Source organism: Kitasatospora sp. NPDC127060, assembly GCF_042724935.1.
Lineage (GTDB): Bacteria > Actinomycetota > Actinomycetes > Streptomycetales > Streptomycetaceae > Kitasatospora.
The window spans coordinates 1-23,350 of sequence record NZ_JBHXEG010000040.1; the positions used below are offsets into that span (position 1 = coordinate 1).

At 70.4% G+C, this 23,350-nt stretch carries 30 protein-coding genes and 1 tRNA gene; 8 read left to right on the forward strand and 23 right to left on the reverse strand.

All coding sequences use genetic code 11. The annotated features are described in order from the left end of the window. Positions 1–112: 112 nt before the first annotated feature. From ACFWIS_RS21880 to ACFWIS_RS21900, 5 genes are all read right to left on the reverse strand, one after another. Entirely contained in the window at positions 113–946 is an 834-nt protein-coding gene (locus ACFWIS_RS21880; protein ID WP_380451304.1) for an MBL fold metallo-hydrolase, read from the reverse strand. Positions 947–989: 43 nt separating this feature from the next. After that, a complete protein-coding gene (locus ACFWIS_RS21885; protein ID WP_380451302.1) occupies positions 990–1,163 on the reverse strand; it encodes a hypothetical protein in 174 nt (57 codons plus the stop codon). A gap of 76 nt (positions 1,164–1,239) precedes the next feature. Beyond that, positions 1,240–2,109: an NUDIX hydrolase gene (locus ACFWIS_RS21890; protein ID WP_380451300.1), complete on the reverse strand. Its 870-nt coding sequence runs from the start codon at positions 2,107–2,109 to the stop codon at positions 1,240–1,242. A gap of 63 nt (positions 2,110–2,172) precedes the next feature. Beyond that, positions 2,173–2,640 carry a RidA family protein gene (locus ACFWIS_RS21895; RefSeq protein WP_380451298.1) on the reverse strand — a complete coding sequence of 156 codons (468 nt, stop codon included), beginning with the start codon at positions 2,638–2,640 and terminating at the stop codon, positions 2,173–2,175. After that, entirely contained in the window at positions 2,637–2,795 is a 159-nt protein-coding gene (locus ACFWIS_RS21900; RefSeq protein ID WP_094743074.1) for a DUF4177 domain-containing protein, read from the reverse strand. Before ACFWIS_RS21900 ends, ACFWIS_RS21895 begins: the two co-directional genes overlap by 4 nt. Positions 2,796–3,092: 297 nt before the next feature. Here ACFWIS_RS21900 and ACFWIS_RS21905 point away from each other — a divergent pair, with 297 nt between their 5' ends. Beyond that, positions 3,093–4,166, forward strand: coding sequence for an ArsA-related P-loop ATPase (locus ACFWIS_RS21905; RefSeq protein ID WP_380451296.1), 1,074 nt, complete (start codon positions 3,093–3,095; stop codon positions 4,164–4,166). Between the two features lie 77 nt (positions 4,167–4,243). After that, entirely contained in the window at positions 4,244–5,398 is a 1,155-nt protein-coding gene (locus ACFWIS_RS21910) for an ArsA family ATPase (protein WP_380451437.1), read from the forward strand. A 26-nt stretch (positions 5,399–5,424) separates the two neighbouring features. On the opposite strand, the gene ACFWIS_RS21915 is transcribed toward ACFWIS_RS21910, so the two are convergent. Continuing rightward, on the reverse strand, positions 5,425–5,748 hold the full coding sequence (locus tag ACFWIS_RS21915; protein WP_033333275.1) for a WhiB family transcriptional regulator: 324 nt from the start codon (positions 5,746–5,748) through the stop codon (positions 5,425–5,427). A gap of 504 nt (positions 5,749–6,252) precedes the next feature. Here ACFWIS_RS21915 and ACFWIS_RS21920 point away from each other — a divergent pair. Then, positions 6,253–8,505, forward strand: a complete 2,253-nt coding sequence (locus ACFWIS_RS21920) for a transglycosylase domain-containing protein (protein ID WP_380451294.1) — start codon at positions 6,253–6,255, stop codon at positions 8,503–8,505. A 133-nt stretch (positions 8,506–8,638) separates the two neighbouring features. Here ACFWIS_RS21920 and ACFWIS_RS21925 read toward each other — a convergent pair whose 3' ends face one another. Beyond that, positions 8,639–9,091: a GatB/YqeY domain-containing protein gene (locus ACFWIS_RS21925; protein ID WP_380451292.1), complete on the reverse strand. Its 453-nt coding sequence runs from the start codon at positions 9,089–9,091 to the stop codon at positions 8,639–8,641. 108 nt (positions 9,092–9,199) lie between these two features. Here ACFWIS_RS21925 and ACFWIS_RS21930 point away from each other — a divergent pair, with 108 nt between their 5' ends. The 3 genes from ACFWIS_RS21930 (at position 9,200) to ACFWIS_RS21940 (ending at position 11,023) form a co-directional block, all read left to right on the forward strand. Further along, the gene (locus tag ACFWIS_RS21930; RefSeq protein WP_380451290.1) at positions 9,200–9,880 is read left to right on the forward strand and encodes a CGNR zinc finger domain-containing protein; all 681 of its coding nucleotides are present in this window, start codon (positions 9,200–9,202) and stop codon (positions 9,878–9,880) included. 24 nt (positions 9,881–9,904) lie between these two features. Then, on the forward strand, positions 9,905–10,849 hold the full coding sequence (locus tag ACFWIS_RS21935) for a metallophosphoesterase (protein WP_380451288.1): 945 nt from the start codon (positions 9,905–9,907) through the stop codon (positions 10,847–10,849). Positions 10,850–10,949: 100 nt separating this feature from the next. Next, positions 10,950–11,023: transfer RNA gene (locus tag ACFWIS_RS21940), tRNA-Pro, on the forward strand. A 68-nt stretch (positions 11,024–11,091) separates the two neighbouring features. Here the strand turns inward: ACFWIS_RS21940 and xerC are convergent. The 15 genes from xerC to ACFWIS_RS22015 form a co-directional block, all read right to left on the reverse strand. Next, positions 11,092–12,258, reverse strand: coding sequence for a tyrosine recombinase XerC (gene xerC / locus ACFWIS_RS21945; RefSeq protein WP_380451286.1), 1,167 nt, complete (start codon positions 12,256–12,258; stop codon positions 11,092–11,094). Further along, on the reverse strand, positions 12,255–12,470 hold the full coding sequence (locus ACFWIS_RS21950) for a helix-turn-helix domain-containing protein (RefSeq protein WP_380451284.1): 216 nt from the start codon (positions 12,468–12,470) through the stop codon (positions 12,255–12,257). Before ACFWIS_RS21950 ends, xerC begins: the two co-directional genes overlap by 4 nt. After that, entirely contained in the window at positions 12,467–13,867 is a 1,401-nt protein-coding gene (repSA, locus tag ACFWIS_RS21955) for a replication initiator protein RepSA (RefSeq protein ID WP_380451282.1), read from the reverse strand. Before repSA ends, ACFWIS_RS21950 begins: the two co-directional genes overlap by 4 nt. Before the next feature lie 64 nt (positions 13,868–13,931). After that, positions 13,932–14,099: a hypothetical protein gene (locus ACFWIS_RS21960; RefSeq protein WP_380451280.1), complete on the reverse strand. Its 168-nt coding sequence runs from the start codon at positions 14,097–14,099 to the stop codon at positions 13,932–13,934. Positions 14,100–14,102: 3 nt separating this feature from the next. Further along, positions 14,103–14,288, reverse strand: coding sequence for a hypothetical protein (locus ACFWIS_RS21965; protein ID WP_380451278.1), 186 nt, complete (start codon positions 14,286–14,288; stop codon positions 14,103–14,105). Positions 14,289–14,389: 101 nt separating this feature from the next. Further along, on the reverse strand, positions 14,390–14,938 hold the full coding sequence (locus ACFWIS_RS21970; protein WP_380451276.1) for a GGDEF domain-containing protein: 549 nt from the start codon (positions 14,936–14,938) through the stop codon (positions 14,390–14,392). 90 nt (positions 14,939–15,028) lie between these two features. Continuing rightward, positions 15,029–15,559: a hypothetical protein gene (locus tag ACFWIS_RS21975; protein ID WP_380451274.1), complete on the reverse strand. Its 531-nt coding sequence runs from the start codon at positions 15,557–15,559 to the stop codon at positions 15,029–15,031. Positions 15,560–15,582: 23 nt separating this feature from the next. After that, positions 15,583–15,777 carry a hypothetical protein gene (locus tag ACFWIS_RS21980; protein WP_188304109.1) on the reverse strand — a complete coding sequence of 65 codons (195 nt, stop codon included), beginning with the start codon at positions 15,775–15,777 and terminating at the stop codon, positions 15,583–15,585. Positions 15,778–15,789: 12 nt separating this feature from the next. Next, complete coding sequence (locus ACFWIS_RS21985; protein WP_380451272.1) at positions 15,790–16,524, reverse strand: DUF2637 domain-containing protein; 735 nt, start codon at positions 16,522–16,524, stop codon at positions 15,790–15,792. An 11-nt stretch (positions 16,525–16,535) separates the two neighbouring features. Further along, positions 16,536–16,748, reverse strand: a complete 213-nt coding sequence (locus ACFWIS_RS21990) for a hypothetical protein (RefSeq protein ID WP_380451270.1) — start codon at positions 16,746–16,748, stop codon at positions 16,536–16,538. A gap of 66 nt (positions 16,749–16,814) precedes the next feature. Next, positions 16,815–16,988, reverse strand: a complete 174-nt coding sequence (locus tag ACFWIS_RS21995) for a hypothetical protein (protein ID WP_380451268.1) — start codon at positions 16,986–16,988, stop codon at positions 16,815–16,817. 5 nt (positions 16,989–16,993) lie between these two features. Then, positions 16,994–17,206, reverse strand: coding sequence for a hypothetical protein (locus ACFWIS_RS22000; protein WP_380451266.1), 213 nt, complete (start codon positions 17,204–17,206; stop codon positions 16,994–16,996). A gap of 83 nt (positions 17,207–17,289) precedes the next feature. Next, positions 17,290–18,687, reverse strand: coding sequence for an FtsK/SpoIIIE domain-containing protein (locus ACFWIS_RS22005; RefSeq protein WP_380451264.1), 1,398 nt, complete (start codon positions 18,685–18,687; stop codon positions 17,290–17,292). A gap of 5 nt (positions 18,688–18,692) precedes the next feature. Beyond that, the gene (locus ACFWIS_RS22010) at positions 18,693–19,046 is read right to left on the reverse strand and encodes a hypothetical protein (RefSeq protein WP_380451262.1); all 354 of its coding nucleotides are present in this window, start codon (positions 19,044–19,046) and stop codon (positions 18,693–18,695) included. Between the two features lie 180 nt (positions 19,047–19,226). Next, a complete protein-coding gene (locus tag ACFWIS_RS22015; protein ID WP_380451261.1) occupies positions 19,227–20,006 on the reverse strand; it encodes a GntR family transcriptional regulator in 780 nt (259 codons plus the stop codon). Positions 20,007–20,024: 18 nt separating this feature from the next. On the opposite strand from ACFWIS_RS22015, the gene ACFWIS_RS22020 reads away from it, so the two are divergent. Beyond that, positions 20,025–20,504: an NUDIX hydrolase gene (locus tag ACFWIS_RS22020; RefSeq protein WP_380451435.1), complete on the forward strand. Its 480-nt coding sequence runs from the start codon at positions 20,025–20,027 to the stop codon at positions 20,502–20,504. 1 nt (position 20,505) lies between these two features. On the opposite strand, the gene ACFWIS_RS22025 is transcribed toward ACFWIS_RS22020, so the two are convergent. Next, positions 20,506–21,450: a nuclease-related domain-containing protein gene (locus tag ACFWIS_RS22025; RefSeq protein ID WP_380451259.1), complete on the reverse strand. Its 945-nt coding sequence runs from the start codon at positions 21,448–21,450 to the stop codon at positions 20,506–20,508. A gap of 706 nt (positions 21,451–22,156) precedes the next feature. On the opposite strand from ACFWIS_RS22025, the gene ACFWIS_RS22030 reads away from it, so the two are divergent. Next, positions 22,157–23,347 (forward strand): DUF262 domain-containing protein, encoded by a 1,191-nt coding sequence (locus ACFWIS_RS22030; protein ID WP_380451257.1) that lies wholly within the window; start codon positions 22,157–22,159, stop codon positions 23,345–23,347. Positions 23,348–23,350 lie beyond the last annotated feature (3 nt).

Genomic DNA, 23,350 nt, shown 5'->3' on the forward strand with positions numbered 1-23,350 from the left:
CCTCCAGCTAGTTAACCGATTCTCTGATTGTGTGGGGCTGCTCTTTTTTTTTATAAGAGACGGTCGTGGCGGCCTACCGGACGCCGCCGCGGCGCCCTCCGGCGTTCGTGCGTCAGTCCTGGTCCGGGATCAGCCCGTGCTCCGTCAGGTACTCCAGCTGGGCCCGCACCGACAGCTCGGCGGCCGGCCAGAGCGCCCGGTCCACGTCGGCGTAGACCCGGGCGACCACCTCGGCGGCCGTCCGGCAACCCGCCTCCACCGCGGTCTCCACCTGGGCGAGCCGGGTGGCCCGGTGGGCCAGGTAGTAGTCGACGGCGCCGAGCGCGTCCGCGAGCACCGGGCCGTGGCCGGGCAGCACCGTCCGCACGCCGTACGCGGAGGCCATCGTGTGCAGGTGGCGCAGCGAGTCCAGGTAGTCCCCGAGCCGGCCGTCGGGGTGGGCGACCATCGTGGTGCCGCGGCCGAGCACGGTGTCCCCGGTGAGGACCGCGCCGTCGTCCGGCAGGTGGAAGGTCAGCGAGTCCGAGGTGTGGCCAGGAGTGGCGACCACCCGGAGGTCGAGGCCGCCGACGTCCAGGCGCTGACCGCCCACCAGGCCCTCGGAGCCCAGCCGGTGCGCTGGGTCCAGGGCCCGCACCTCGCTGCCGGTCAGCTCGGCGAAGCGGGCCGCGCCCTCGGAGTGGTCCGCGTGGCCGTGGGTCAGCAGGGTCAGCGCGATCCGCTTGCCGCGCTCCTCGGCCAGCTCGACCACCCGGCGCAGGTGGCCCTCGTGCAGCGGGCCCGGGTCTATCACCACCGCGAGGTCCGAGCCGGGCTCGGAGAGCAGCCAGGTGTTGGTGCCGTCCAGCGTCATCGGCGACGGGTTCGGCGCCAGCACGCACAACGCCCGGGGAGTCGCCTCGCCGCCGACCACGGCGGCGGGATCGCCCGGCAGGAATCCGCTCATGCTCCTACCTCGCTGCGCTCGATGGTTCGCTCGCTCCGCTCACTCACCGGCCGCGCTCGCCGTCACGGTGCAGGGCCCGCAGGGGCAGGGCCCGGACGAGGGCGCGCTGGGCGACCTCGGTGAACGGGACCGGACCGTCGCAGGCGGGGGAACGGCGGATCAGTCGGCGGGCGGGCAGCTCGGGGGCCGTCCGGCGAGCCACGGCGTTGTGGTCCATCGGGTGTCGGTCCTTCCTGGTCGGCGTTGCCGTGTGACGGCGGAGTGGGATGCGGAGTGGGATGCGCTCGTGGGGGTCAGGATTCCTCGGCGGGGAACTCCCCGTCGATGGTCAGTTCGTCGTACCCGGGCCAGCGGACCGTCATCCGGTCGCCGCGGACCTCGGCCCGGCCCAGCACCGGCTCCAGCACCCGGTCGGCGGCCGCGGCCAGCGCCTCGGCGGCCGACCGGACGTGCGACAGCTCGCGCAGCACCGTCACCGTCGGCGGCAGCATGCCGAACCGGCCCTCCCGGTGGCCCCGGACCGCCTCGGCGGGTGTCAGCCAGGCGACCCGGTCGGCCTCGCCGACCTCCAGGGCCGCGCGCTGGCCGGCCGGCAGGGCGGCCACGAAGAACCAGGTGTCGTAGCGCCGCGCCTCGAACTCCGGGGTGATCCAGCGGGCCCAGCCGCCCAGCAGGTCACTGCGCAGCACCAGGCCGTGGTCCCGCAGGAACTCGGCGAAGGACAGCTCGTGCGCCTCCAGCGCGGCCCGCTCCGCGGACCAGTCGCGCGGCGCGGCGACGCTCCGCGCGTCCGGACCGGCCAGCAGCACGCCGGCCTCCTCGAAGGTCTCCCGCACCGCGGCGCACACCACCGCCCGCGCCGTCCGGGCGTCCACCCCGAGCCGCTGCGCCCACTCCTCGGGCGACGGCCCGGCCCAGCCGGGCTCGACCTCGGCGTCGCGCGGGTCCACCCCGCCGCCCGGGTAGGCGTACATCCCCGCCGCGAAGGCCATCGAGGTGCGACGGCGCAGCAGGTAGGCCTCCGGCCCTTCGGCGCAGTCGCGCAGCAGCACGACCGTCGCGGCGGGCTTGGCCACCGCCGGGGTGAGCAGGCCGGAGTCGACCGCCCGGATCAGGGCGGGCCAACCGGGCGGCATCGGGAGCGTCGTTGCTCGATGGTCCATGCCCGGATGCTAAGCGCACGAAGGCGGGGTTGGACAGGCCCGACCCCGCCTTCGCGATCACACTCAGGCGTTCTTGACGCGCACCTGGATCTCGACCTCGACCGGGGCGTCCAGCGGCAGCACCGCGACGCCGACCGCGCTGCGGGCGTGCACACCGGCCTCGCCCAGCACCTTGCCGAGCAGCTCGCTGGCGCCGTTGATGACGCCGGGCTGGCCGGTGAAGTCGGGGGCGGAGGCGACGAAGCCGACGACCTTCACGACCTGCTCGATCCGGTCCAGGTCGCCGATCACCGACTTCACGGCGGCCAGGGCGTTCAGCGCGCAGGTCTGCGCGAGCTCCTTGGCCTCCTCCGGGGACACCTCGGCGCCGACCTTGCCGGTGCTCGGCAGCTTGCCGCCGACGACCGGCAGCTGGCCGGAGGTGAACACGAACTCACCGGACCGCACGGCCGGCACGTACGCGGCGACCGGGGCGGCCACCGGCGGCAGGGTCAGGCCCAGCTCGGCGAGGAGCGACTCGACCTGGCTCATGCGTTCTTCTCCCGCTTGAAGTAGGCCACCAGCTGCTCCGGGTTCGGGCCGGGCACGACCTGGACGAGCTCCCAGCCGTCCTCGCCGAAGTTGTCCAGGATCTGCTTGGTGGCGTGCACGAGCAGGGGCGCCGTCATGTATTCCCACTTGGTCATGGCCAGACTCTAGACGAGCCGTCCCGACGATCGCCGCCGCCCATCGCCCCGCGTGTGAGGTGGGACACAAAGGGGGCATGATTCAGTCCTGGTACCCCGGGTGCTCCGGGCATCGGGCGTGCTCCCTGGTTACCCTCGCGAGAGGGCATCCTCGTGCGGGGGCACCCCCCGTGGAGGGGCGTCCGCGCGGAGGGGCACCCTCATGGAGGGGCATCCCCTGCGCGATCGGGCACCCCCGGCTGGGGCACCCCCGCGGGAGGGGACGCCCATAGGGACGGAGACGGACGGAGACGCAGCGTGGCACGCACCCCCGGCCAGGCGGCCCGGCGCGACCCCGACTGGGAGGGGGTCCGGCTGCACGTGGTCAGCGGCAAGGGCGGCACCGGGAAGACCACGCTGGCCGCCGCGCTGGCCCTGGCCCTGGCCGCCGAGGGCGGGCGGGTGCTGCTGATCGAGGTCGAGGGGCGGCAGGGCATCGCCGAGCTGTTCGGGATCGCCGCGCTCCCGTACGAGGAGCGCCGGATCGCCTCTGTCTCCCGCCCCCAGTTGGGGCTGCCGGCCGGGGAGGGCGGGCCCGGCGAGGTCCTCGCGCTGGCGATCGACACCGAGCAGGCGCTGCTCGAGTACCTGGAAATGTTCTACAAGCTCGGCCGGGCCGGCAAGGCGCTGCAGAAGGTCGGCTTCGTCGACTTCGCCACCACCATCGCCCCCGGCGTGCGGGACGTCCTGCTCACCGGCAAGGCCTGCGAGGCGGCCCGCCGCAAGGGCCCGGACGGGCGGCGCCGGTACGACGCGGTGGTGATGGACGCCCCGCCGACCGGGCGGATCGCCCGGTTCCTGAACGTCAACTCCGAGGTCGCCGGGCTGGCCCGGATCGGCCCGATACACACCCAGGCGCAGGCGGTGATGCGGGTGCTGCGGTCCCCGGAGACCGCCGTGCACCTGGTCACCCTGCTGGAGGAGATGCCGGTGCAGGAGACGGTCGACGGCATCGCGGAGCTGCGCGAGGCGAAGCTGCCGGTGGGCGGGGTGATGGTCAACATGGTCCGACCGCCGTTGCTGGACGCAGCCGCGGTCGCCGCCGTGGACGGGGACCACCGGGAGGAGGTGGCCCTGGCCCTCGGCGAGGCCGGGCTGGGGGGCCGCTCGCGCAAGGCGGAGACGGTCCGGACGGCGGTGGAGCCACTGCTCGACCCGCTGCTGGAGCAGGCCAGGGAGCACGCCGAGCGGGTCGAGCTGGAGCGCGAACAGCGCGCCGACCTGCAGCAGTTGCGGCTCCCGACGTACGAACTCCCGTTGCTGGGCGAGGGCGTGGACCTCGGCGGGCTGTACCGGCTGGCGGGCGAACTGAAGCGGCAGGGGGCGGCGTGACTCCGGCGAACGGCGGTACGGCTTCAGCGAACGGCGGGACTTCGGCGAAGGGCGGTACGGCTTCGGCGAACGGCGGGGTGCGGGGCACCGGCAGCCGGCTCGCGGTGGACGAGCTGATCGACAGCCCGAAGACCAGGATCATCGTCTGCTGCGGCTCCGGCGGCGTCGGCAAGACCACCACCGCCGCGGCGATCGGCCTGCGGGCCGCCGAACGCGGCCGCAAGGTCGTGGTGCTGACCATCGACCCGGCCCGACGGCTCGCCCAGTCGATGGGCCTGACCGAGCTGGACAACACCCCCCGGGTGGTCAAGGACGTCGCGGGGGACGGCCGGCTCCACGCCATGATGCTCGACATGAAGCGGACCTTCGACGAGGTCGTGCTGGCCCACGCCGAGCCCGAACGGGCCAAGGCGATCATGGAGAACCCCTTCTACCAGTCCCTGTCGGCCGGCTTCGCGGGCACCCAGGAGTACATGGCGATGGAGAAGCTCGGACAGCTGCGCGCCGCCGAGGAGTGGGACCTCATCGTCGTGGACACTCCGCCGTCCCGCTCGGCACTGGACTTCCTGGACGCCCCCAACCGGCTCGGGTCCTTCCTGGACGGCCGGGTGATCCGCATCCTGACCGCGCCGGCCAAGGTCGGCGGCCGCAGCGCGATGCGCTTCCTCAACGCCGGGATGGGCCTGCTCACCGGCGCCCTGGGCAAGATCTTCGGCGCCCAGCTGCTCACCGACGTGCAGACCTTCGTCAGCGCGATGGACTCGATGTTCGGCGGTTTCCGGGAGCGCGCCGACCGCACCTACCAGCTACTGAAGGCGCCCGGCACGGCGTTCCTGGTGGTGGCGGCGCCGGAGCGGGACGCGCTGCGCGAGGCGGCATACTTCGTCGACCGGCTCGCCGCGGACCGGATGCCGCTGGCCGGGCTGGTGCTCAACCGGGTGCACAGCACGGGAGCGCCGCAGCTCACCGCGGAGCGGGCACTGGCGGCCGCCGAGGCGCTGGAGGAGAACGGCTCGGAGCACTCCTCGCCCGAGGCGGAGCTGCTCGCGGCCGGGCTGCTGCGGCTGCACGCCGAGCGGATGCAGATCATGGGGCGCGAGCGGCGCACCCGGGACCGCTTCGTCTCGGTGTACCCGGACGTGCCGATCGTGGAGGTGGCGGCGCTGCCCGGCGACGTGCACGACCTGGACGGTCTGCGGGCCATCGGGGACCGGCTCAACGGCGCGGTGTAGTCCCGGCCGGAGCGGCGCGGCCGGGCTCAGCCCGCCTGGGCGTAGTCCGTCAGTATCACGCCGGTCGCGAGCGACTCCTCGTACTCGGTGCGGGCCGTCTCCAGCAGCCTCCGCCAGGACATGACCGTCGGGCGGCGGCGCAGCAGCGCACGGCGCTCGCGCTCCGTCATCCCGCCCCAGACCCCGAACTCCACCCGGTTGTCCAGCGCGTCCGCGAGGCACTCCGTCCGGACGGGGCAGCCGCTGCACACCGCCTTCGCCCGGTTCTGTGCGGCCCCCTGGACGAACAGTTCGTCCGGATCGCTCGTGCGGCAGGCGGCCTGCGCACTCCAGTCGTCAACCCAGCCCATGCCGGCGCCGTCCTCTCCCGATGATTCGAGGCTCCCCCACGGCGGCAACGGCATATTCACCGTTGCCAGTTGAGGACGTTACGGAAGAAGGAGAACTTGCAACAGCCCCTTCGGGCTCAATCTCGAATGACCCAATCGGACTATGGGTATCGGTCATCTCACTCGTTGGAGTGATCGCAGGTCGCGGGCCTTGCCAGCCGCGAAGTCCCCACTCTCGCCACACGCGTCGTCACGGAGCGCAACCATTCACCCGAACACAACTGGCCTCGACCGCCTCAAAACCCGCACAAGGGCGGGCAATTCGGGCAACTCTCCGCACCCACAAGAGTGAACGATGTTGACGCACCGAAGCTGTCGCAAGCTTGTGACAAGCCTAGGCGAACACCTGCCCCGATGTGCGGGAATCGGGGACGTAGGGTTCTCCTCATGGCACCGAAGCGCCCACAGGCATCCCAGCCCCCAGGCAGTCCCGGAGCTCCGCGCCGGAAGAGCAGCGGATCACCGATGGACCACGTCGGCAACGGCGTGAAGTTCCTGGGCGTCAGCGTGCTCTCCGGAGTCCTGCTGGCGGGCCTCGCCCTGCCGGCCGTCGGCGCCATGGGGCTGACCGCCAAGGACACGGCGGAGAGCTTCCAGAACATCCCCGACGATTTCAAGACGCCGCCGCTCACCCAGGCCACCCAGATCTTCGACGCCAAGGGCGGGCTGATCGCCAAGGTCTACGAGCGCGACCGCACCGTCCTCACCGCCGACCAGATGTCGCCGTACATGCGGAAGGCCCAGGTCGACATCGAGGACGCCCGGTTCTACGAGCACGGCGCCGTCGACCTCAAGGGCATCCTGCGCGCGGTCGGCAAGAACGCCGAGAGCGGTTCCGCCTCCCAGGGCGCGTCCACGCTGACCCAGCAGTACGTGAAGAACGTCAACGTGGAGAAGGCCGGCGACGACCAGGCCGCCGTCCTGGAGGCCCAGCGCAAGACCCTGGGCCGCAAGATCCAGGAGCTCAAGGTCGCGATCAAGCTGGAGGAGGACCTGACCAAGGACCAGATCCTCACCAACTACCTCAACATCACGTTCTACGGCCACCAGGCCTACGGGATCGAGGCCGCGTCCCAGCGCTACTTCAGCAAGAGCAACAAGGACCTGACCATCGCCGAGGCCGCCACCCTGGCCGGGCTGGTCCAGAACCCGTCGCAGTACGACCCGGTGCGCTACCCCGACAACACGATCAAGCGCCGCAACGTCGTCATCGACAAGATGCTCGAGAACAAGCACATCACCGCCGACCAGGCGAAGGAGGCGAAGGCCGCCCCGCTGGGCCTGAAGTACAAGGACCCGCAGAACGGCTGCATCACCGCCCAGGCCGGCATGGGCTTCTTCTGCGACTACGTCCGCCACGTGGTCAAGCAGGACCCGGCCTTCGGCAAGACCGCCGACGACCGGAAGAAGCTGTGGGACACCGGCGGTCTGAACATCTACACCACGCTGGACCCGGACAAGCAGGCCGCCGCCCAGAACGCCGTCACCAAGAAGGTCAACGTGACCGACCAGGTGTCGGCCGCGGCGACCATGATGGAGCCCGGCACCGGCAAGATCCTGGCGATGGCCCAGACCCGCCCGTACGGCCTGGACCCGAACAAGAACCAGACCGTCGTCAACCTCAACGTCGACGCCTCGATGGGCGGCGGCAACGGCTTCCAGACCGGTTCGACCTTCAAGCCGATCCTCGCCGCGGCGGCGCTGGAGGCGGGCATGTCGAACACCCAGTCGTTCCCGTCCGAGAACAAGATCGACTACCCCCAGATGTCGACCTGCAACGGCACCTGGAAGAACACCGACAAGCCCAAGGCCACGGTGAAGAACGAGTCGACCGGCGAGGTCGGTCCGTACGAGCTCAAGCAGGCCATGGCCCTCTCGGTCAACACCTACTTCGTGGAGATGGAGCAGCAGGTCGGCCTCTGCGCGATGAAGCAGATGGCGAACAAGCTGGGCATCACCCAGTCCGCGAAGGGCGACCAGTTCCAGGAGGTGCCCTCGATGGTCCTCGGCACCCTGGAGCTCTCCCCGCTGACCATGGCGAACGTCTACGCGACCTTCGCCGCCCGCGGCAAGTACTGCACCCCGATCGCGATCAACAAGATCACCACGGTGGACGGCAAGGACCTCAAGGTCCCGCAGTCGCAGTGCAACCAGGTCTTCTCCGAGCAGACCGCGGACTCGGTCAACACCGTCCTGCTCAACGTGACCGAGAAGGGCACCGCCGCCGCCCTCGGCCTGGACGACGGCCGCAAGATCGCCGGCAAGACCGGTACCACCGACGAGAAGAAGGCCGCCTGGTTCGACGGCTACACCCCGTCGCTGGCCACCGCGGTCTGGCTCGGCGGCCCGGCCGGCGGCGTCAAGATGAAGAACATCAACATCGGCGGAAAGCACTTCGACGAGGTGTTCGGCGCCGACGGCCCCGGCCCGATCTGGCAGATGGCCATGAACCAGGCGCTCAAGGGCACGCCGCTGGAGCCCATCCAGACCACCAACATCCCGGACCCGCAGCCGGCCGCTCCCCCCGCGGGCGCCACCCCGCCGGCCGACCCCAACGCCCCGCAGCAGCCGGCCGGCCAGAACCCGCCGCCGCCCGCACCGGGCAACGGGAACGGCGGCCCCGGTGGGGTGATAGGAGGAGGGTTCACCCTCCCGCCCGGCATGATCGGCGGGGGCGGGAACGGCAACGGCGGCAAGCACGGCGGCGGCAACGGCTGACCTGACCCGTTCGGTCCTCCGAGCTCGCACGACGACGCTCGCACGGCGACGCTCGCACGGCGAAGGGGCGCCTTCCGGATCTTCCGGGGGCGCCCCTTCGGCGTGTTCACGCGTGCCGCTTCACACGTGCGGCTCAGAGCAGCGCGGCCTTCACCGCGGCAGCCACCCGGCCGCCCTCGGCCAGGCCGTCCACCTTCGGCTTCACCAGCTTCATCACGGCGCCCATCGCCTGCGGGCCGCTCGCCCCGCTCTCGGCCACGGCGGCGGCCACGATCGCGGCCAGCTCCTCGTCCGAGAGCTGCTTCGGCAGGTAGGCCGCCAGCACCTCGCCCTCGGCGCGCTCGCGCGCGGCCTGGTCGACCCGGCCGCCGGTGTCGAAGGCCTCGGCCGCCTCGCGGCGCTTCTTCGCCTCGCGGGTGATCACCTTCAGCACCTCGGCGTCGGACAGCTCGCGCTTCTGCTTGCCCGCCACCTCCTCGCTGGTGACGGCGGACAGCGTGAGCCGGATGGTGGACGAGCGCAGCTCGTCCCGGTCCTTGATGGCAGCCGTGAGGTCCTGGTGCAGCTGATCCTTGAGCGTCGTCATGGCCATGAGTCTCCCACCTGGGACGTTCCGTCGCTTGCCATTAACCTTCGACCTCCACGACCTCCACGACCTCCACTGCTCTGATCCGTAACCACTTATCCTGGTTACGTGACCGATGGAGACGGCGCAGCGGAAGCCCCGACCGGCCTGGTCCTCACCACCCCTGGCGGCAGCCGCTTCCACTTCGACGCCGGTGCCCTCTGCCTCGAACTGCTCACCACCGGCGGCCCCGGCGACCACGCCCCGTACGAGGCGCTGCACCACCCGGCCGACCTCACCGGCTGGCTCCCCCGCTCCCGGCTGCGCCTGCCCGCCGGCACCGTACGGATCACCGCCGAACACCTCGCCGACGCCCGCACCCTGCGCGACGCCCTCTGGCGCCTCGCCGCCGCCCGCGCCCGCGGCCGGACCGGCACCCCCGAGGACCACGCCACCCTCAACCGGACCGCCGCCCACCCCCCGCTCGTCCCCCGGATCGCCCCGGACGGCACCCCCGGCACCCCGCCGCCCGCCGACGGGGCCCAACTGATCTCCACCCTCGCCCGGGACGCCATCGCCCTGCTCACCGGCCCGTACGCGGACCGGATCCGGGAATGCGGCGCCAACGACTGCCGACTGATCTTCGTCGACACCTCCCGGCCCGGACGGCGCCGCTGGTGCTCCATGGAACGCTGCGGCAACCGGCACAAGGTCCGGGCCCTGCGCGCCCGGCGGGAGACCGGGCAGCCCCCGCCCGCGCCGACCCCGGAGACCGCGCCCACGGCGGCCGACCGGCCGTTCACCACCTGATCCACCGTCTGAGAGCATGGGCTGATGCGACCGCTGTACTCCGTTCCCCTCGGTGTCGCCGCCGCCGGCGCCGCCTGCCTCGCCTACTCCGTCGGGTACGAGGTCCGTGCCTTCCGGCTCCGCCGCGTCGAGGTCCCCGTCCTGCCCCACGGCGCCAAGCCCGTCCGGATCCTCCAGGTGTCCGACATCCACATGGTGAGCGGACAGGGCAAGAAGCAGCGCTGGCTGCAGAGCCTGGCCGGGCTACGCCCCGACCTGGTGGTCAACACCGGCGACAACCTCTCCGACCCCCTCGGCGTCCCGGCCACCCTCGACGCGCTCGGACCGCTCATGGACTTCCCAGGCGTATACGTCTTCGGGTCCAACGACTACTACGGCCCCGCCCGCAAGAACCCCGCCCGCTACCTCCAGGCGATGCGCAGCGGCGTCCACGGCATGAACAACCCCGACGGCACCGGCAACCGCGGCATCAGCGGCGCCGTGCACAACCCCTGGGAGAAGCTCCGCGACGGCTTCGACGCGGCCGGCTGGCTCGACCTCACCAACACCCGCGGCCGCCTCACCGTCAACGGCCTCGACCTCGAGTTCACCGGCCTCGACGACCCGCACATCCGCCGCGACCGCTACGCCGAGGTCGCCGGCGGCCCCTCCTCCGACGCCGACCTCTCCCTCGCCGTCGTCCACGCCCCCTACCTGCGCGTCCTCGACGCCTTCACCGCCGACCGCTACCCCCTGATCCTGGCCGGGCACACCCACGGCGGCCAGCTCTGCATCCCCTTCTACGGCGCCCTGGTCACCAACTGCGACCTCGACACCCGCCGCGTCAAGGGCCTCTCCACCCACCAGGCCGGCGGCCACCGCTCCTACCTCCACGTCTCCGCCGGCTGCGGCACCAACCGCTACACCCCGGTCCGCTTCGCCTGCCCCCCGGAAGCCACCCTCCTCACCCTCACCCCCACCCCCCGCTGACCCCCGCCGGACGCCCGCCCGAAACCGGATTTCGTGTCTCGGCGAGCGTCCGGTAGAGTTCTACTCGTCGCGAAGGAGACGGAGCGACAAACAGAAAGACCGGGGTGTGGCGCAGCTTGGTAGCGCGCTTCGTTCGGGACGAAGAGGCCGTGGGTTCAAATCCCGCCACCCCGACCCAGTCCAGAGGGCCTGCCGGAGAAATCCGGTAGGCCCTCTGGCGTTGTGCGTGACCAACTGAGTGACTAAGCCTCAGGGTCCTGGGAGAACAGGTCATCCATGACCGTCGCACCGGTCTGGATCACCGGGCGGATCTGCTTCCGGTAGACCTCTTCCGTGACCGCCGTGCTGGAGTGGCCGACGAGCCGGGAGATCTCCTCCAGGGGCACCCCGCTGTCCGAGAGCAGGGACACGAAGCTGTGGCGCAGCTCACGCGGCGTCCAGTCGGCGGCGTTTACGCCGTCAGCCTTGGCGATGGCGGTGCGGAAGGCCCGGCGGACGTGGGACGGGTCCAGCTCGGTGCCGACGGCGGAGTGGAAGACCAGGTTGTTCTCCTCCCACTTGTCGCCGGCGGCGAGCCGGTCCCAGCCCTGGTCCACCCAGTGATCCCAGAGCGCCTCGACGCAGCGGGCGGGGAGCGCGAGCGTCCGGCGGGACTTGCGGGTCTTGGTGTCCCCGGTGGCCCGGACTGAGCGCCATACGGCGATGTGCGGCGGGATCGGCGGCTTCATGTCGGGCTGGCCCTTGAGGAACACGTGGTCCCAGGTCAGGGCCCGAAGCTCCTCGGTGCGTCCGCCGGTGAGCAGGGACACCACGATGTAGGCGTACATAGAGGTCTTCTCCGCCGCCTTGAGGACGGCTTCGGCCTGAGCGAAGGTCAGCGCCTTCGATGGCCGGCCGGGCTGGCCGGTGGGGACGGAACAGAGCTCGACCACGTTGCGCTTCACCTTGTCCCGGGCCATGGCGCGCTTCACGGCCCGGTTGAGGCAGGAGTGGAGGCCCTGGAGGGTGCGCGTGCTGAGGGTCTTGGCCTTGGTCGCCAACCACCTGTCCACGTCTTCGGCGCTGAGGTCCCGGAGCTTGCGAGCGCCGAGAGCCGAGATCACGTGGGTGCGGCAGAGGATCGTGCAGGTCGTTACCGTCTGGTCGTCGCGGCCGGCGAGTCCATAGGTCAGCCAGTCGTTGACCGCGTTCGCCACCGTGTAGTTGGTGGGTGCGATGGCCAAGCCGTCCTCGAAGTCCCGAAGGACGTCCTTCAACTTGTTCTTGGCCTCGGTCTTGGTCTTGCCGCTCCCCCGCTTCACGATGCGCTTGCCGCTCGGGTCGAAGCCGAGGCTGGCAGTCGCGATCCAGCGCTGGCGCTTCTCATCCCAGTGGAGGCCGCCGTCTCCCCGGCTCCGGCGCTTGGTCACTGGTTCCCCCTGGCTTCGCGCTCCAGGAGCGCTACGTAATCGGTGATGGCAGCCGCAGGGATGCGGCGGGAACGGCCCTCGTTGACGGTGCGAAGGCGTCCGGTGCGGATCAGGTCGTAGATGACCGTGCGGCTCAGATTCAGCACCCCTACGGCGTCCCTGACCCGGTATAGAACCGGCTGAGCCAACGGTCCCTCGGTCGCTGTGGTCACCAGTCCCCCTCTTCTCGCGCGAGTTGTGCGCGCATCTCCTGTCGGTCGGTGGTGTGGCGTTCGTGCAGGTCCCGGGCGATGGTGGCGGCGAGCAGGGACTCGCCCGGGGAGTTTCCGGCGCCGGCGAAGGCCCAGTGGGCGACGACCAAGGTCTCGGCGTCGGGGAGGTCGTCCAGATCGGGGAGGCCGGCGGCGAGGAGGCGTTCGCGGAGTTCGGTGCGGGCTTGTTCGGCGCGGTAGTCGGCGCGGACCTGGCGGAGGGCGCCGAGGGTGGTCGAGTAGGTGGGGGACTTGCTAGAGAAGTGTCCGCGGAAGCCGAGCATGTGCGACCAGTGCGCGAGCAGGCGCCCGGGGTAGTGCTGGTCCAGGTCCCAACAGGCTTCGATCAGGCGGCGGGTGTGGGCGGGCAGGTCGTGCCGGTCGAGTTCGTGGCGTTCCAGGATGCGGCGGTCCACGGTCTCGGTGGTCTCGGCGGACTTGGTGGCGTACTTGGCGATGTAGGAGGCCACAGCCCGCTCCGTGATCTCTCCGTCGGCGAAGGCACCGATCGGGCGGACGTCGACCTGCGTGCCCCACTCCAGGACGCGGGCAGGCTGGTCACCTCCGGCGGCGACGGGGACTCCGGCGCGGCGGGCGGCGGCCCGGATCGCGGCGTCCAGCAGGGCGACGGTGGCCCATGCGGGCGGGGGCGTGTCGGGTCCGCCGGGGCCATCGACGCGGATGACGGCGTGGAAGTGGACGGCGCCGCGGCGCTGGTACTCGGCGACCTTGCCGAACGAGAGCTTCGCCTGCTCCTTGAACTCGTACTGGTACAGCCCGACCATCTTCGCCATGACCCGGAACAGGTAGATCGTGAAGCGGCGCCAGAGGTCGGGGGCGTGGTTGTTCCACAGCACCGCGTGCCCGTACTCGTAGCGGTCCGGGTCGAGCGGCGTGCCCAGCAGGGGCGAGTCGGCGGGGTGGGCGTGGCCGCAGCGGCAGGTGCCCTTGTCGGGCCGGTTGTGGACCGGGCCGAACGAGGGGGCGGTGAGGGTGGCGAAGACCCGGGGGTGGGAGCGGACCGTGGTCGGGACTCCCTTGGTGGTGTCTCCGGCGAGGCCGGCGCGGATCAGGTGGAAGGTGTCCGCGGAGTACGTGCGGGCGCAGGAGGGGCAGCGGGAGGCCCGGCGGTTGCCGCAGGCGACCTTGAGGCGTCCGCCGGGTTCGTGGTCGGTGGAGTAGCGGTGCCAGACGGCGCCGGTCGGGGCGTGGGTGAGGGTGCGGAAGCCCTTGAGGTGCATCGGGTTCGAGCAGCCGCCGGTGCGGCGGAGCTGGTCGTGGAGGCGGGGAAGGTCTCCCCGGGCGGCGAGGCGGGCCAGGTCGGCGAGGGCCAGCCGGTCCGGAATCTGGTGGAGCACGGGGTCATCTCCTGCGGGAGAGGGCCCCGGAGCCGGGCGGTCGAGCGGCTCCGGGGCGAGCGGCTCAGGACGGGTTGGTGGGCTTCTGGTGGCGGTCGATCCACTCTTCGGCGCAGACCTTGTGGACGGGCTTGCCGCGGTCGGAGCGCAGGTTGGTGGGCTTGTCGCAGACTCCGCAGGGCTCGGCCTTGGGGGCCCAGTGCTTGGAGTCACGCCAGTCGAGGAGGGCCATCGGTCAGGCCGCCTTGGCGGTGGTGGCCAGCGGGCGGGCGATGGTGCCGGCGCCGTGGCAGGTCTGGCAGGTGACCGGGACGGTGTCGCGGGAGCCGTCGCGCAGGCGGACGCCGGTGGCGATGGCGACGGAGGCGAAACCGGAGCAGTTCGGGCAGATCCGGCTCTGGGCGTGGTTGTGCTGCGGCATGATGGTGGTCTCCTTCGTGGGCTTCGGTTCGGGAAGGGGTTGCGGCCTCGGGGCGGCGGGATGCTTGGCGGCGTGTTGCCGCCCCGGGGCCGGTCTTGGAATCAGCGGCGGCGGGTCGTGCGGCCGTCGCGCTTGTGCGCGTACATGTCCCGGTCGGCGCAGGCGAGCGCGTCCGTGAGCGAGACGACCGGCAGCTCGGCGACGGGGCAGATGCCCACCGAGGCGGAGGCCGGGAGCGTGAGGCCGGCGTACGGGACCGGCTGGTTGAGGGCCGCGCGCAGTTCGGGCAGCCGCGCGGGGGCGTCCAGGGCGACGACGGCGAACTCGTCTCCGCCGAGGCGGGCGGCGATGCCGGTACGGCCGCACCAGGCGGACAGGCGGTCGGCGGTCGCGGTGAGCACGGCGTCGCCGGCGGCGTGGCCGTAGGTGTCGTTGGTGGCCTTGAAGTCGTCCAGGTCGATCAGCAGTACCGAGGCGCGGTCCGGGTGGTGCTGGGTCAGCCGGTGGGCTCGGGCGGTGAAGCCGTCGCGGGTGTGGAGCCCGGTGAGCGGGTCACGGCGGCTGGTCGCGAGGCGCTGGTTCAGCCAGGCGGCGTGGGTGGTCCATCCGATGAGCGGCACAGCGGCGGCGAAGGCCGTGGGGAGATCCATGGTGGTCCTCCGTGATGGGCGGGCGTGGATGGGGGTTGCGATCTCCGGGGCGGCGGGATGCTGGCGGCGTGTTGGCCGTCCCCGGGGAGGTCAGAGGCCGAGGCGCTGGGCGCGGGCGGCGGCCCGGTCGAGCAGCTGGTGGATGTCGGCCTGTCGGGTGGTGGGGCGGTCGTTGTACTCGTCCGGGGACCGGGCAGGGCGGCCGGTGGCGTGCAGGATCTCCATGACCTGGACGCGGGCGGTGGTGACGGTGGCCGGGGTGCCGTAGCCGTGGGCGAGGACGGCGGCCTGGGCGCCGAGGAGGCAGACGCGGCCGGCGGAGTCCCACATGGAGCCCTGGAGCCAGCCGAAGGCGCCGATGTAGCGGGAGGTGAGCCGCAGGTGGCCGGCGGCGCTCACCGGGACCGGGCGGGCCGGGCGGTGGGTGATCCGGTCGAGGAGCGTGAGCCGGGGCACCGGGTAGCCGGCGTTCCAGGGCTGGAGGGTGGAGCCGAGGGGCGAGATGTACGGGACCGCGGTGCGGGCCGGGGCAGGCAGCGAGGCCAAGTAGGCCTCGATCTCGGCGACGAGGCCGGAGCTGTCGACGGTGACCAGGGGCGGCAGGCGGACGGTGGTCTTCATGGCCAACTCTCCTTTCTCGCTTGCTACTTGTTGGTCTTGTTGACGACGGAGACGCCGTCGCGGGTGGTGTTGTCGATCAGCGGGGCGGCGGAGGTGTCGGCGAGGTAGAAGCCGAGGAGGACGAGGGCGGCGACGGCCCACCAGCGCAGTCGGAGGTGCCGGACGATGAGCCACGCGACGATCGCGAGGACGACGATGAACGGCAGCTGGATGTTCACCAGGTGGGCCTTTCAGACGAGTTCGGCGATGAGGGCCGAGGCGAGCGGGTCTTGGACGCCGAGGCGGGCGCGGAGCGTGGCGGCATCGATCGGGGTGCCGGTGCGGGTGCGGTGGTCGTCGGCGACCTTGCGGGCGTGGTCGAGCAGGAACGCCGGGACCGTGGGGGCCGGGGCCGGGACGGAGGTCATGACCGGCACGGGCACCGGGGTCGGTACCGGGGCGGGGGCCGGTTCGATCGCCGGGACAGCCGCGGGCGGTTCGACGGGCTCCGGCTCGATGAGCGGTTCGGTGATCGGCTCGGCAGCCGGGACGTAGAGCGGCTCGGCGTCCTCGGTCTCGGTGTCGTTCGGTTCGAGTTCCACCACCGGGGTTTCGTCGGCGGGTGCGGTGGTCGAGTGGGCTAGCAGGGTGCCGCCGAGGAAGGCGGCGGCGGGCCAGCCGGCGACCAGGACGCGGAGCCAGGCCGGGGCGTTGCCGAGGTCGAGCAGTCCGGCGGTGCCGACGTTGGCGCCGAGGGAGGCGGCCAGGGCGATGACGAACCAGCACCAGGCGAGTCGGCGGGCGGTGCCGGAGCGCATCCGACGCCAGGCGGCGACGAGCAGCAGGTCCACGGACACCGGGTAGGCCCAGGACTTCCATCCGGCCTGTCCGGCGGCTGCGGCCAGGTCGTGCAGGTGGGCGAAGGACAGAGCGGCGGCAATGACCGCCTGGGCCAGTACGGCATCCAGCTTGGGGAGTCGGCGCATGGCGAGCCCCGTCAGAGCTGGTTCTTGTCGAGGGCGAAGAGCAGGACCGTGCCGCCGGTCAGCTCCGGCCGGCGCTGGGTCAGGTGGGCGATCGCCAGGTTGAACACGTCGGCGCGGGTCATCCCGGGCGTCGGCGTGATGGTGTCCGAGAACGTCGCGCTGGCGGTCCCGTTGTTCGTGGTCCGCTGGATCGTGAGGACGCAGTGGTAGGTGTCCTGCTGCATTGCTGTCTCCTGGAAAGAGCGACCGGGCGGGGCACGGTGGGCGTGCCGCCCGGCCAGCGGTTGGCGTTACGCGGGGGCGGTTCCAGCGCCGAGGCAGTCGAGGCAGGTGGCCTCCTGGTCGGCGATCCGGCGGCGACGCGCGCCCCGGCCGGCGTACACGGTCTCGGTGATCTGGCCAGTGCCCTTGCAGGGCTCGCAGGGCGCGGGCTTCGGCGGCGCGGGGCGCTTGCGGGCGGCCACCGGGGTCACTCGCTGTTGCGCTGGGCGCGGTCGGCGGCGGCCCGGGCTTCGCGGGCGATCTGGGCGGCGTCGTGGTCGTCCGGGTTGGCCGCGGCGATGCGCTCCAGCAGATCGGCCTTCTCGGCGAGCAGCGGGCCGGTGTCGGCCTTGCTGTCGGGGGTGGCCTTGAGGTGACCGAGGAAGGCACCGATCTCGGAGATGGACGGCTTGCGGGACACGGGTGGATCTCCTTCGGATTGAGGCATGGCAGGGGTAGGGACTTGGCGCGAAGCGGTCGCGTCGGCCGGTGGGTGAGGTGCCGCTACTTGCCGAGCGGGACCGGGATCAGGTCCGGCGGTGCCGAGGGCATCGGCGGGATGGTGACAGGGGCAGCGACCTGCGGGCGGAAGGCCGCCAGACGGTCCAGGTCGGGCGTCAGGTGCGCGAACTCGGTGCAGCGCGCGGAGACTTCGGCGAGCGAGCGGTACGGCGTGCGGATCTCGGACCAGAGGCCGGAGGTGTCGCCGGCGACGGCCAGGCCGGGCATGTCCGGGCTGATCTTCGTAGCGGCGACGACGGCGGCGTCGGAGACATCCCCGAGCCCCATCTTCGCGGTCTCCAGGTCGTTGACCCGGTGGACGGTGCGACCGGTGAGCTGGGAGCGGAGCAGGGTCGCGCCCTTGCCCAGCTCCGAGCCGAAGCGCTGGCCCGCGATCTCCAGGAAGATGCCTGCGGCGCGGGCGAGTTGGGCCAGCCGGATGAGCGCCGTCACGAGCTGGTTCCGCCGCTCCTCGTCGGCCTTGCTGGCGACCAGGAAGAGTTCGGCGATTTCGTCCACCAGGACGACGATCGGCACCGGCCGGATCTTCTCCGGCAGGCCCCAGATGTCGGCGGTCACGTCCTCGGCAGCCACCGACCCGGGAACACCCTGGTGGTCACGGATGAGGTCGTACCGGTCGTCCATCTCGACCAGCAGCGCGAGCAGCAGCCCGAGTGCTTCGCCCTGGTCGGTGGCCAGAGCGGACAGCCGCGGTGCGAACGGGCGCTGTTCGACGCCGCGCTTGCAGTCGATGCCGACCAGGGCGACCGGCTGAGGGGCGAGTCCGTGGATCAGGTTCCGGGTGAACATGGACTTGCCGGACTGGTTGGCGCCGAGGTTCAGCCCGTTCGGAGCCTGCCGGTAGTCCCGGTGGTGAACGGTGCCATCGGCCCGTAGTGCGACCGGAACCCGCAGCAGTTCCCGGGACTTGGCTGTGGCCCGACGCGGCATGCGCACGTTGCGTAGTACGTCGAAGCCGACGATCCGCAGCTCCACCACACCGGGCTTGACCTCCGAGACGTGCACCGCGTGGACCTCCCAGGCGTGCCGCAGACGCTCGGCCGCGTTGACCATGTCCTCCGTCTGCTGACCGCGGGCGAGCCTGAAACGGACCCGCAGGCCGGTCGAACTCATCTGCATGCTGCGGATCTTCGGCATTGCGGGCTTCGCCGGCCGGTTGGTGGCGGATGAGGCCATGGCGCGCCAGAACGAAGGCTCTACGGTCAGCCCGCAGGCTTCCATGACGTTCTCGTAGTCGTGCCGGATGCGGTGGATGGTCAGCGGGATTCCGACCGTCGCCCAGTACGTCCGGGGCATCTTGGCCCTGGCGTAGAGGACGCCGGCGCCGGCAGCGGCGGCGGGGGTGCCCAACTCCAGGAGCGCGGCCGTGAGGGCGTCCACGGCGATCAGGCGTTCGCGTTGGCGAGGACCGGGGCGGCGACCGTCACGGCGTCGGCCCGGAAGGCGATCCCGGAGCGCTTCTGGCCGTTGAACTCGCTCTCCCACGGCCGGGCGATCAGCCGGGTCAGCGCCACCAGCATGCCCGGCGCCAGCCCCTCCGGGACACCCGGCTGCGGCACGGTCAGGGACAGGATGTCCGCCTCACCGTTGGCCACGAACGTGACGTCGAGGGTGACCAGCATCGCGCCGGTCTCGGCGTCCACGGCGGGCTCGCCGGTCTGACGGTTCTTGAGCTTCGGGCGGGGCGCCTGGGCGACCATCACCAGCGCGGCGGTCGTGTCGACGGGGATGAAGCGCATGTTCTGGCTCCTTCATCGGGCATCCGGGCGAGTGGACAGCCCGGTGCATCTCCTCTAGCGGAGGTGTTCTCATGCACTCATGTACATGAGCTGATGGATAGAAGAGTGCCCGACTCCTGTACATGAGTCAACACGCCGCGAGAAAGAATCTTGCGACGGGCTGAGAGAGTTGAGCTGGCGTCAGTCCCGCGCGGGGAAGCGGTAATCGAGAACGAACTGGTCAGCGGCCATGACGGTGTCGCAGACCTCCACCACGCGGCCGGCATCGGTGACGGCATCCCGGACGAGGTGGATCACGGGGGAGCCGGGACTCAGCGCCAGCGCGGCCGTCTCGGCCTTGGTGGCGAGCCGGGCCCGAACGGTCTCGGTGAACTCCGCCAAGGTGTGACCGTGCTCCTCCAGCCGTGCGTAGATCCCGCCGCCACCGGGGTTCTCGGCGAAGGTCTCCGGGATGTCCTTCACCACGTCCCACGGCAGGTAGGAGGTCGCTTCCTCGGTCGGCGTTCCGTCGCGGAAGTACCGCCGCTTACGGGCCAGCACCTTCGAGCCGACGGGCACGTTCAGCCGCTCGGCGATCTCCTCCGGGGCGTCGACCGGTCCGACGAAGAGCACGTTCACCGAGGGCTTGCCGCCGGACTGCTCCGTCTCGGCCAGGTAGGCCGCCTTGCCCGCCAGCCGGTGTGCGCGCCGGAAGCGGTCCGAGGACTTGCGCTGCACGGGCGGGCGGGAGCGGACGAAGGAGCCGCGGCCGTGGTGCGTCTCGATCAGCTGTGTCGTGCGCAGCTCCGCGACCGCCTTGCGGACCGTGCCGGACGCTACCCCGTAGCGCTCCATGAGTTCGGCTTCACTTGGGATCGCCGCGCCGGGAGCCAGGACCCCGGACCGGATCTGCGACGCCAGGTCGTCCGCGATCTGCTGGTACTTCGCCTTCGCCGTCGATGCGGCCTCGCCACTCGCCATGGTGCTGAAAGGTCTCCTATTCTCCTGTACATGAGTACCAGGTCCTCGAATCAAGTTTCAATGCCTCTCCACTCCGTGTCCGTGGCCGGAGCGGTGGTGCGTGAGGACGGCCGGATTCTCGCGATCCGGCGGGCCGACAATGGCACCTGGGAGCCGCCCGGCGGGGTGTTGGAGCTCTCGGAGACGGTCGAGGACGGCGTACGCCGCGAGGTGTACGAGGAAACCGGGATCAAGGTCTCGGTGGAGCGGCTCACCGGGGTCTACAAGAACGTGACCCGCGGCATCGTCGCCCTGGTCTTCCGGTGTCACCCCGAGGGCGGCAGCGAGCAGCTGTCGGACGAGTCGACTGCCGTTGCCTGGCTCACCCCGGAGGAGATCGCTGACCGCATGGGCGAGGTCTACGCCGTTCGTCTGCTCGACGCTGTCCGGGGCGACACGGTCCCGCACGTCCGGACGCACGACGGCCGGACGCTCATCGACATGCCGCAGGCGAGCTGAGTCAGCCGGTCTTCCTGCCGTGCTTGCCCAGCTGGCTCCAGACGTGCCGGTGGCGGGCGATGGTGAAGACCCGATCCACCCTGTTCGGGGACAGCATTGCCGGTCGGGACGGCAGCACTGAGGCGACCTGCTCACCGTCGATGACCGTCACTCCCGGCTCCGCGCCGAGCGTGATCTTCTGGGCGCCGACGACGGCGATGACGGGGTGAACGGGGACCTCGAAGCCGCACCACTCGGTGAGCAACTTGGCGGTACGGCTCGCCTCGAACTCCGAGTTCTCCAGGTACGGGAAGCCGTTTCGGTTGACCTTCACCACCTTGTCGCCGACCCACACGGTGGCACCCGGGTGGTGCTTCGAGTTGATCGTGAAGACGCCCGGCGGGCCGATCACCACATGGTCGATGTCGGACCCCGACGGCAGCGGCACCCCGTGAAGGACCTTCCAGCCGGCGGCTTTCAGCGGTTCCAGACGGGCCCCGACGATCTGCTCACCTTCCAGACCGCGAAGCGTGCTCGAATCACCGAGACGCTGGCGTGAGATCTTGGCAGCAAGCCGGACGAGCAGCCCGTACTTCTCCTCGCCCTCGCGTACCAGGCTCTCCAGCCCCGCGCCTGGGAGGTTTCGTGCCAGGTCGTCATCATCTCGCATCGGGGGTAGGAACGGGACCTCTGCCCGAGGCTGCGGCACGGATGTAGGGGCCGGCTTTGGCGGCGGATTCTTCGCTCCTCGGTGCCGAACGGTGCGCGGTGGCACATGACTACCGAAGGACCCGCACCATTCCTCGACCTTGGCCAGTGCGAGAGCCTCGAACTCTGGGACATCGACCGTGACGAGCCCGGTCTTGCAGTCCAGCCAGGCCACCGAATCCCCGCGGGCGCCAGCCTTGTTGACGTAGAGCCGTTCCTTCCCCGGCACTCGCCAAGGCTTGACCACCAGCTCCCTCATTCGTCCCCCTCCGGCACAGCCTCCCTGACCAAGGTCAGCATGCCCACGGACCGATCAGCAGGAACACGGACAGCAGGCCAGCCGAGCCAGTTCAGCCAAAGGCCAGGGCCAGCGGTCCGGGCGAGCGGGGTGTCTATGAGGTCAGGGCATGGGTGCCAGCGCGTGCAGACTCAGGCGGGCGGTGTACGGGATGGGTTAGGGATCAGGGGAGTTGGGGTGAGGGGGTGGAGTTGGAAGGTGGCTGTTACGAGTTTCGCTACTGGTTCAAGGGCGCGCACAGCGCGCCAGCGCGCGGCTCAGCCGCTCGCCGTCGCTCCTGTCTTGCGCCCCGCTTCGGCGGCGGCCGGCCGCGCACGTCGAGCGTGCGGCCGGGAGGGATGGCGAGGTTAGAGCCCGTCGCGGCTGGGGTCGGGCGGCTCCACGGTTTTACCCACCTCCCAGGCTCGGGACCCGAGTCGAGCAAGAACGGGGGGCCACTCGGCCAAATTGCGGTCAGGCCCAAAAGCCCTGACCGAGTCGCAACAGCTTACGGCCCCCCGATCATGCCCGACCCCAAACCAGGCAGGACACCGGCCAAAACCGCTCCACCGCCCGCGTGTTGTGAGCACCCCGGAGCAAACCGCTGCCCACCTTGATCAACCCACGTCTCCCGGACAAGTCGACCCGTGATCCCCTACCCTGGTCATCCACGATCTTGGAGGCGGACGTGACCAGCCAGTACGCAGAGGGAATGCTCCCCGTCGATCCGGAATCAGGCGAGAGTGAAGAAGACGTAATAGAACGCCTGACTGCCGCGCGAGCCAGCGTGTCGGCCACTGACTGGACGATCGAAACAATCGTGGCACAGATGCGAAAGGGCAGGATTGACCTAAACCCTGCATTCCAGCGACGCGCAGCATGGACCAACCCGACAAAGAGTCGATTTGTCGAATCGGCAATTCTGTCATACCCGATCCCGCAGATCGTCCTCGCGGAAAAAACCGATCGCGCCGGCCACTACTTCGTAATTGATGGAAAGCAAAGGCTCCTCGCCCTTCGCCAGTTCTACTCCGGCCAGGGGCAAGAAATTGATGCCGATTTTGAGCCCTTCAAGATCACTGGCACATCAATCCTTGGCAGTGTTCGGGGATTCGACATCAAGAGACTTGAAGATGAACGATCCGACCTGTTTGACGCCTTCGAGAATCACACCATCCGCACGGTAACAATCAAGGGATGGGAGTCCGAAGACTTCCTCTATACGCTATTCTTGCGGCTAAACACGGGAAGCGTTCCACTCTCACCCCAGGAATTGCGCCAAGCTTTGGTTCCGGGAGCCTTCGTCAATTTCGTCGACGAGCAGTCTGGCATCAGTCCCGGCCTTCAGCACCTTCTTGGAAATAAGGGCCCAGACAGGAGGATGATCGATGCCGAAATGCTCGTTCGCTACTTCGGGTTCCAGAATGAGTTCGTCCCCTATAAGGGAAACCTGAAGGATTTTCTGGACAAGACATGCATCTATCTCAACAAGAGCTGGTCATCGAAGTCTGAACTGATCAGGGGGCAACTGTCCGAGATGGAGCGCGCTATCGACGCGGCCCGACAAATCTTCAGCGACTCAGGGGCTTGTCACAAGTGGTCCGGGGTCCGCTGGGAGCGCTCGCTGAACCGCGCGGTGTTCGACGTGCAGATCCACGCCCTCGCAGACGAGCGCGTCAGGGACGCTGCACTGGGCCGAAAGCACGAGGTCTTGAAGGCGTTCAAGGATGTCTGCGTCGAAAATGACAAGTTCATTGCGGCCATCACAAGCACGACGAAGAGCATTGACGCCACCAGTAGTCGCTTTGAAATCTGGGCAAATGCGCTCGGAGCAGTGCTAGGGGTGCCGATCCCTCGGCCTGCCTGCCTCAACAGCTAGGGG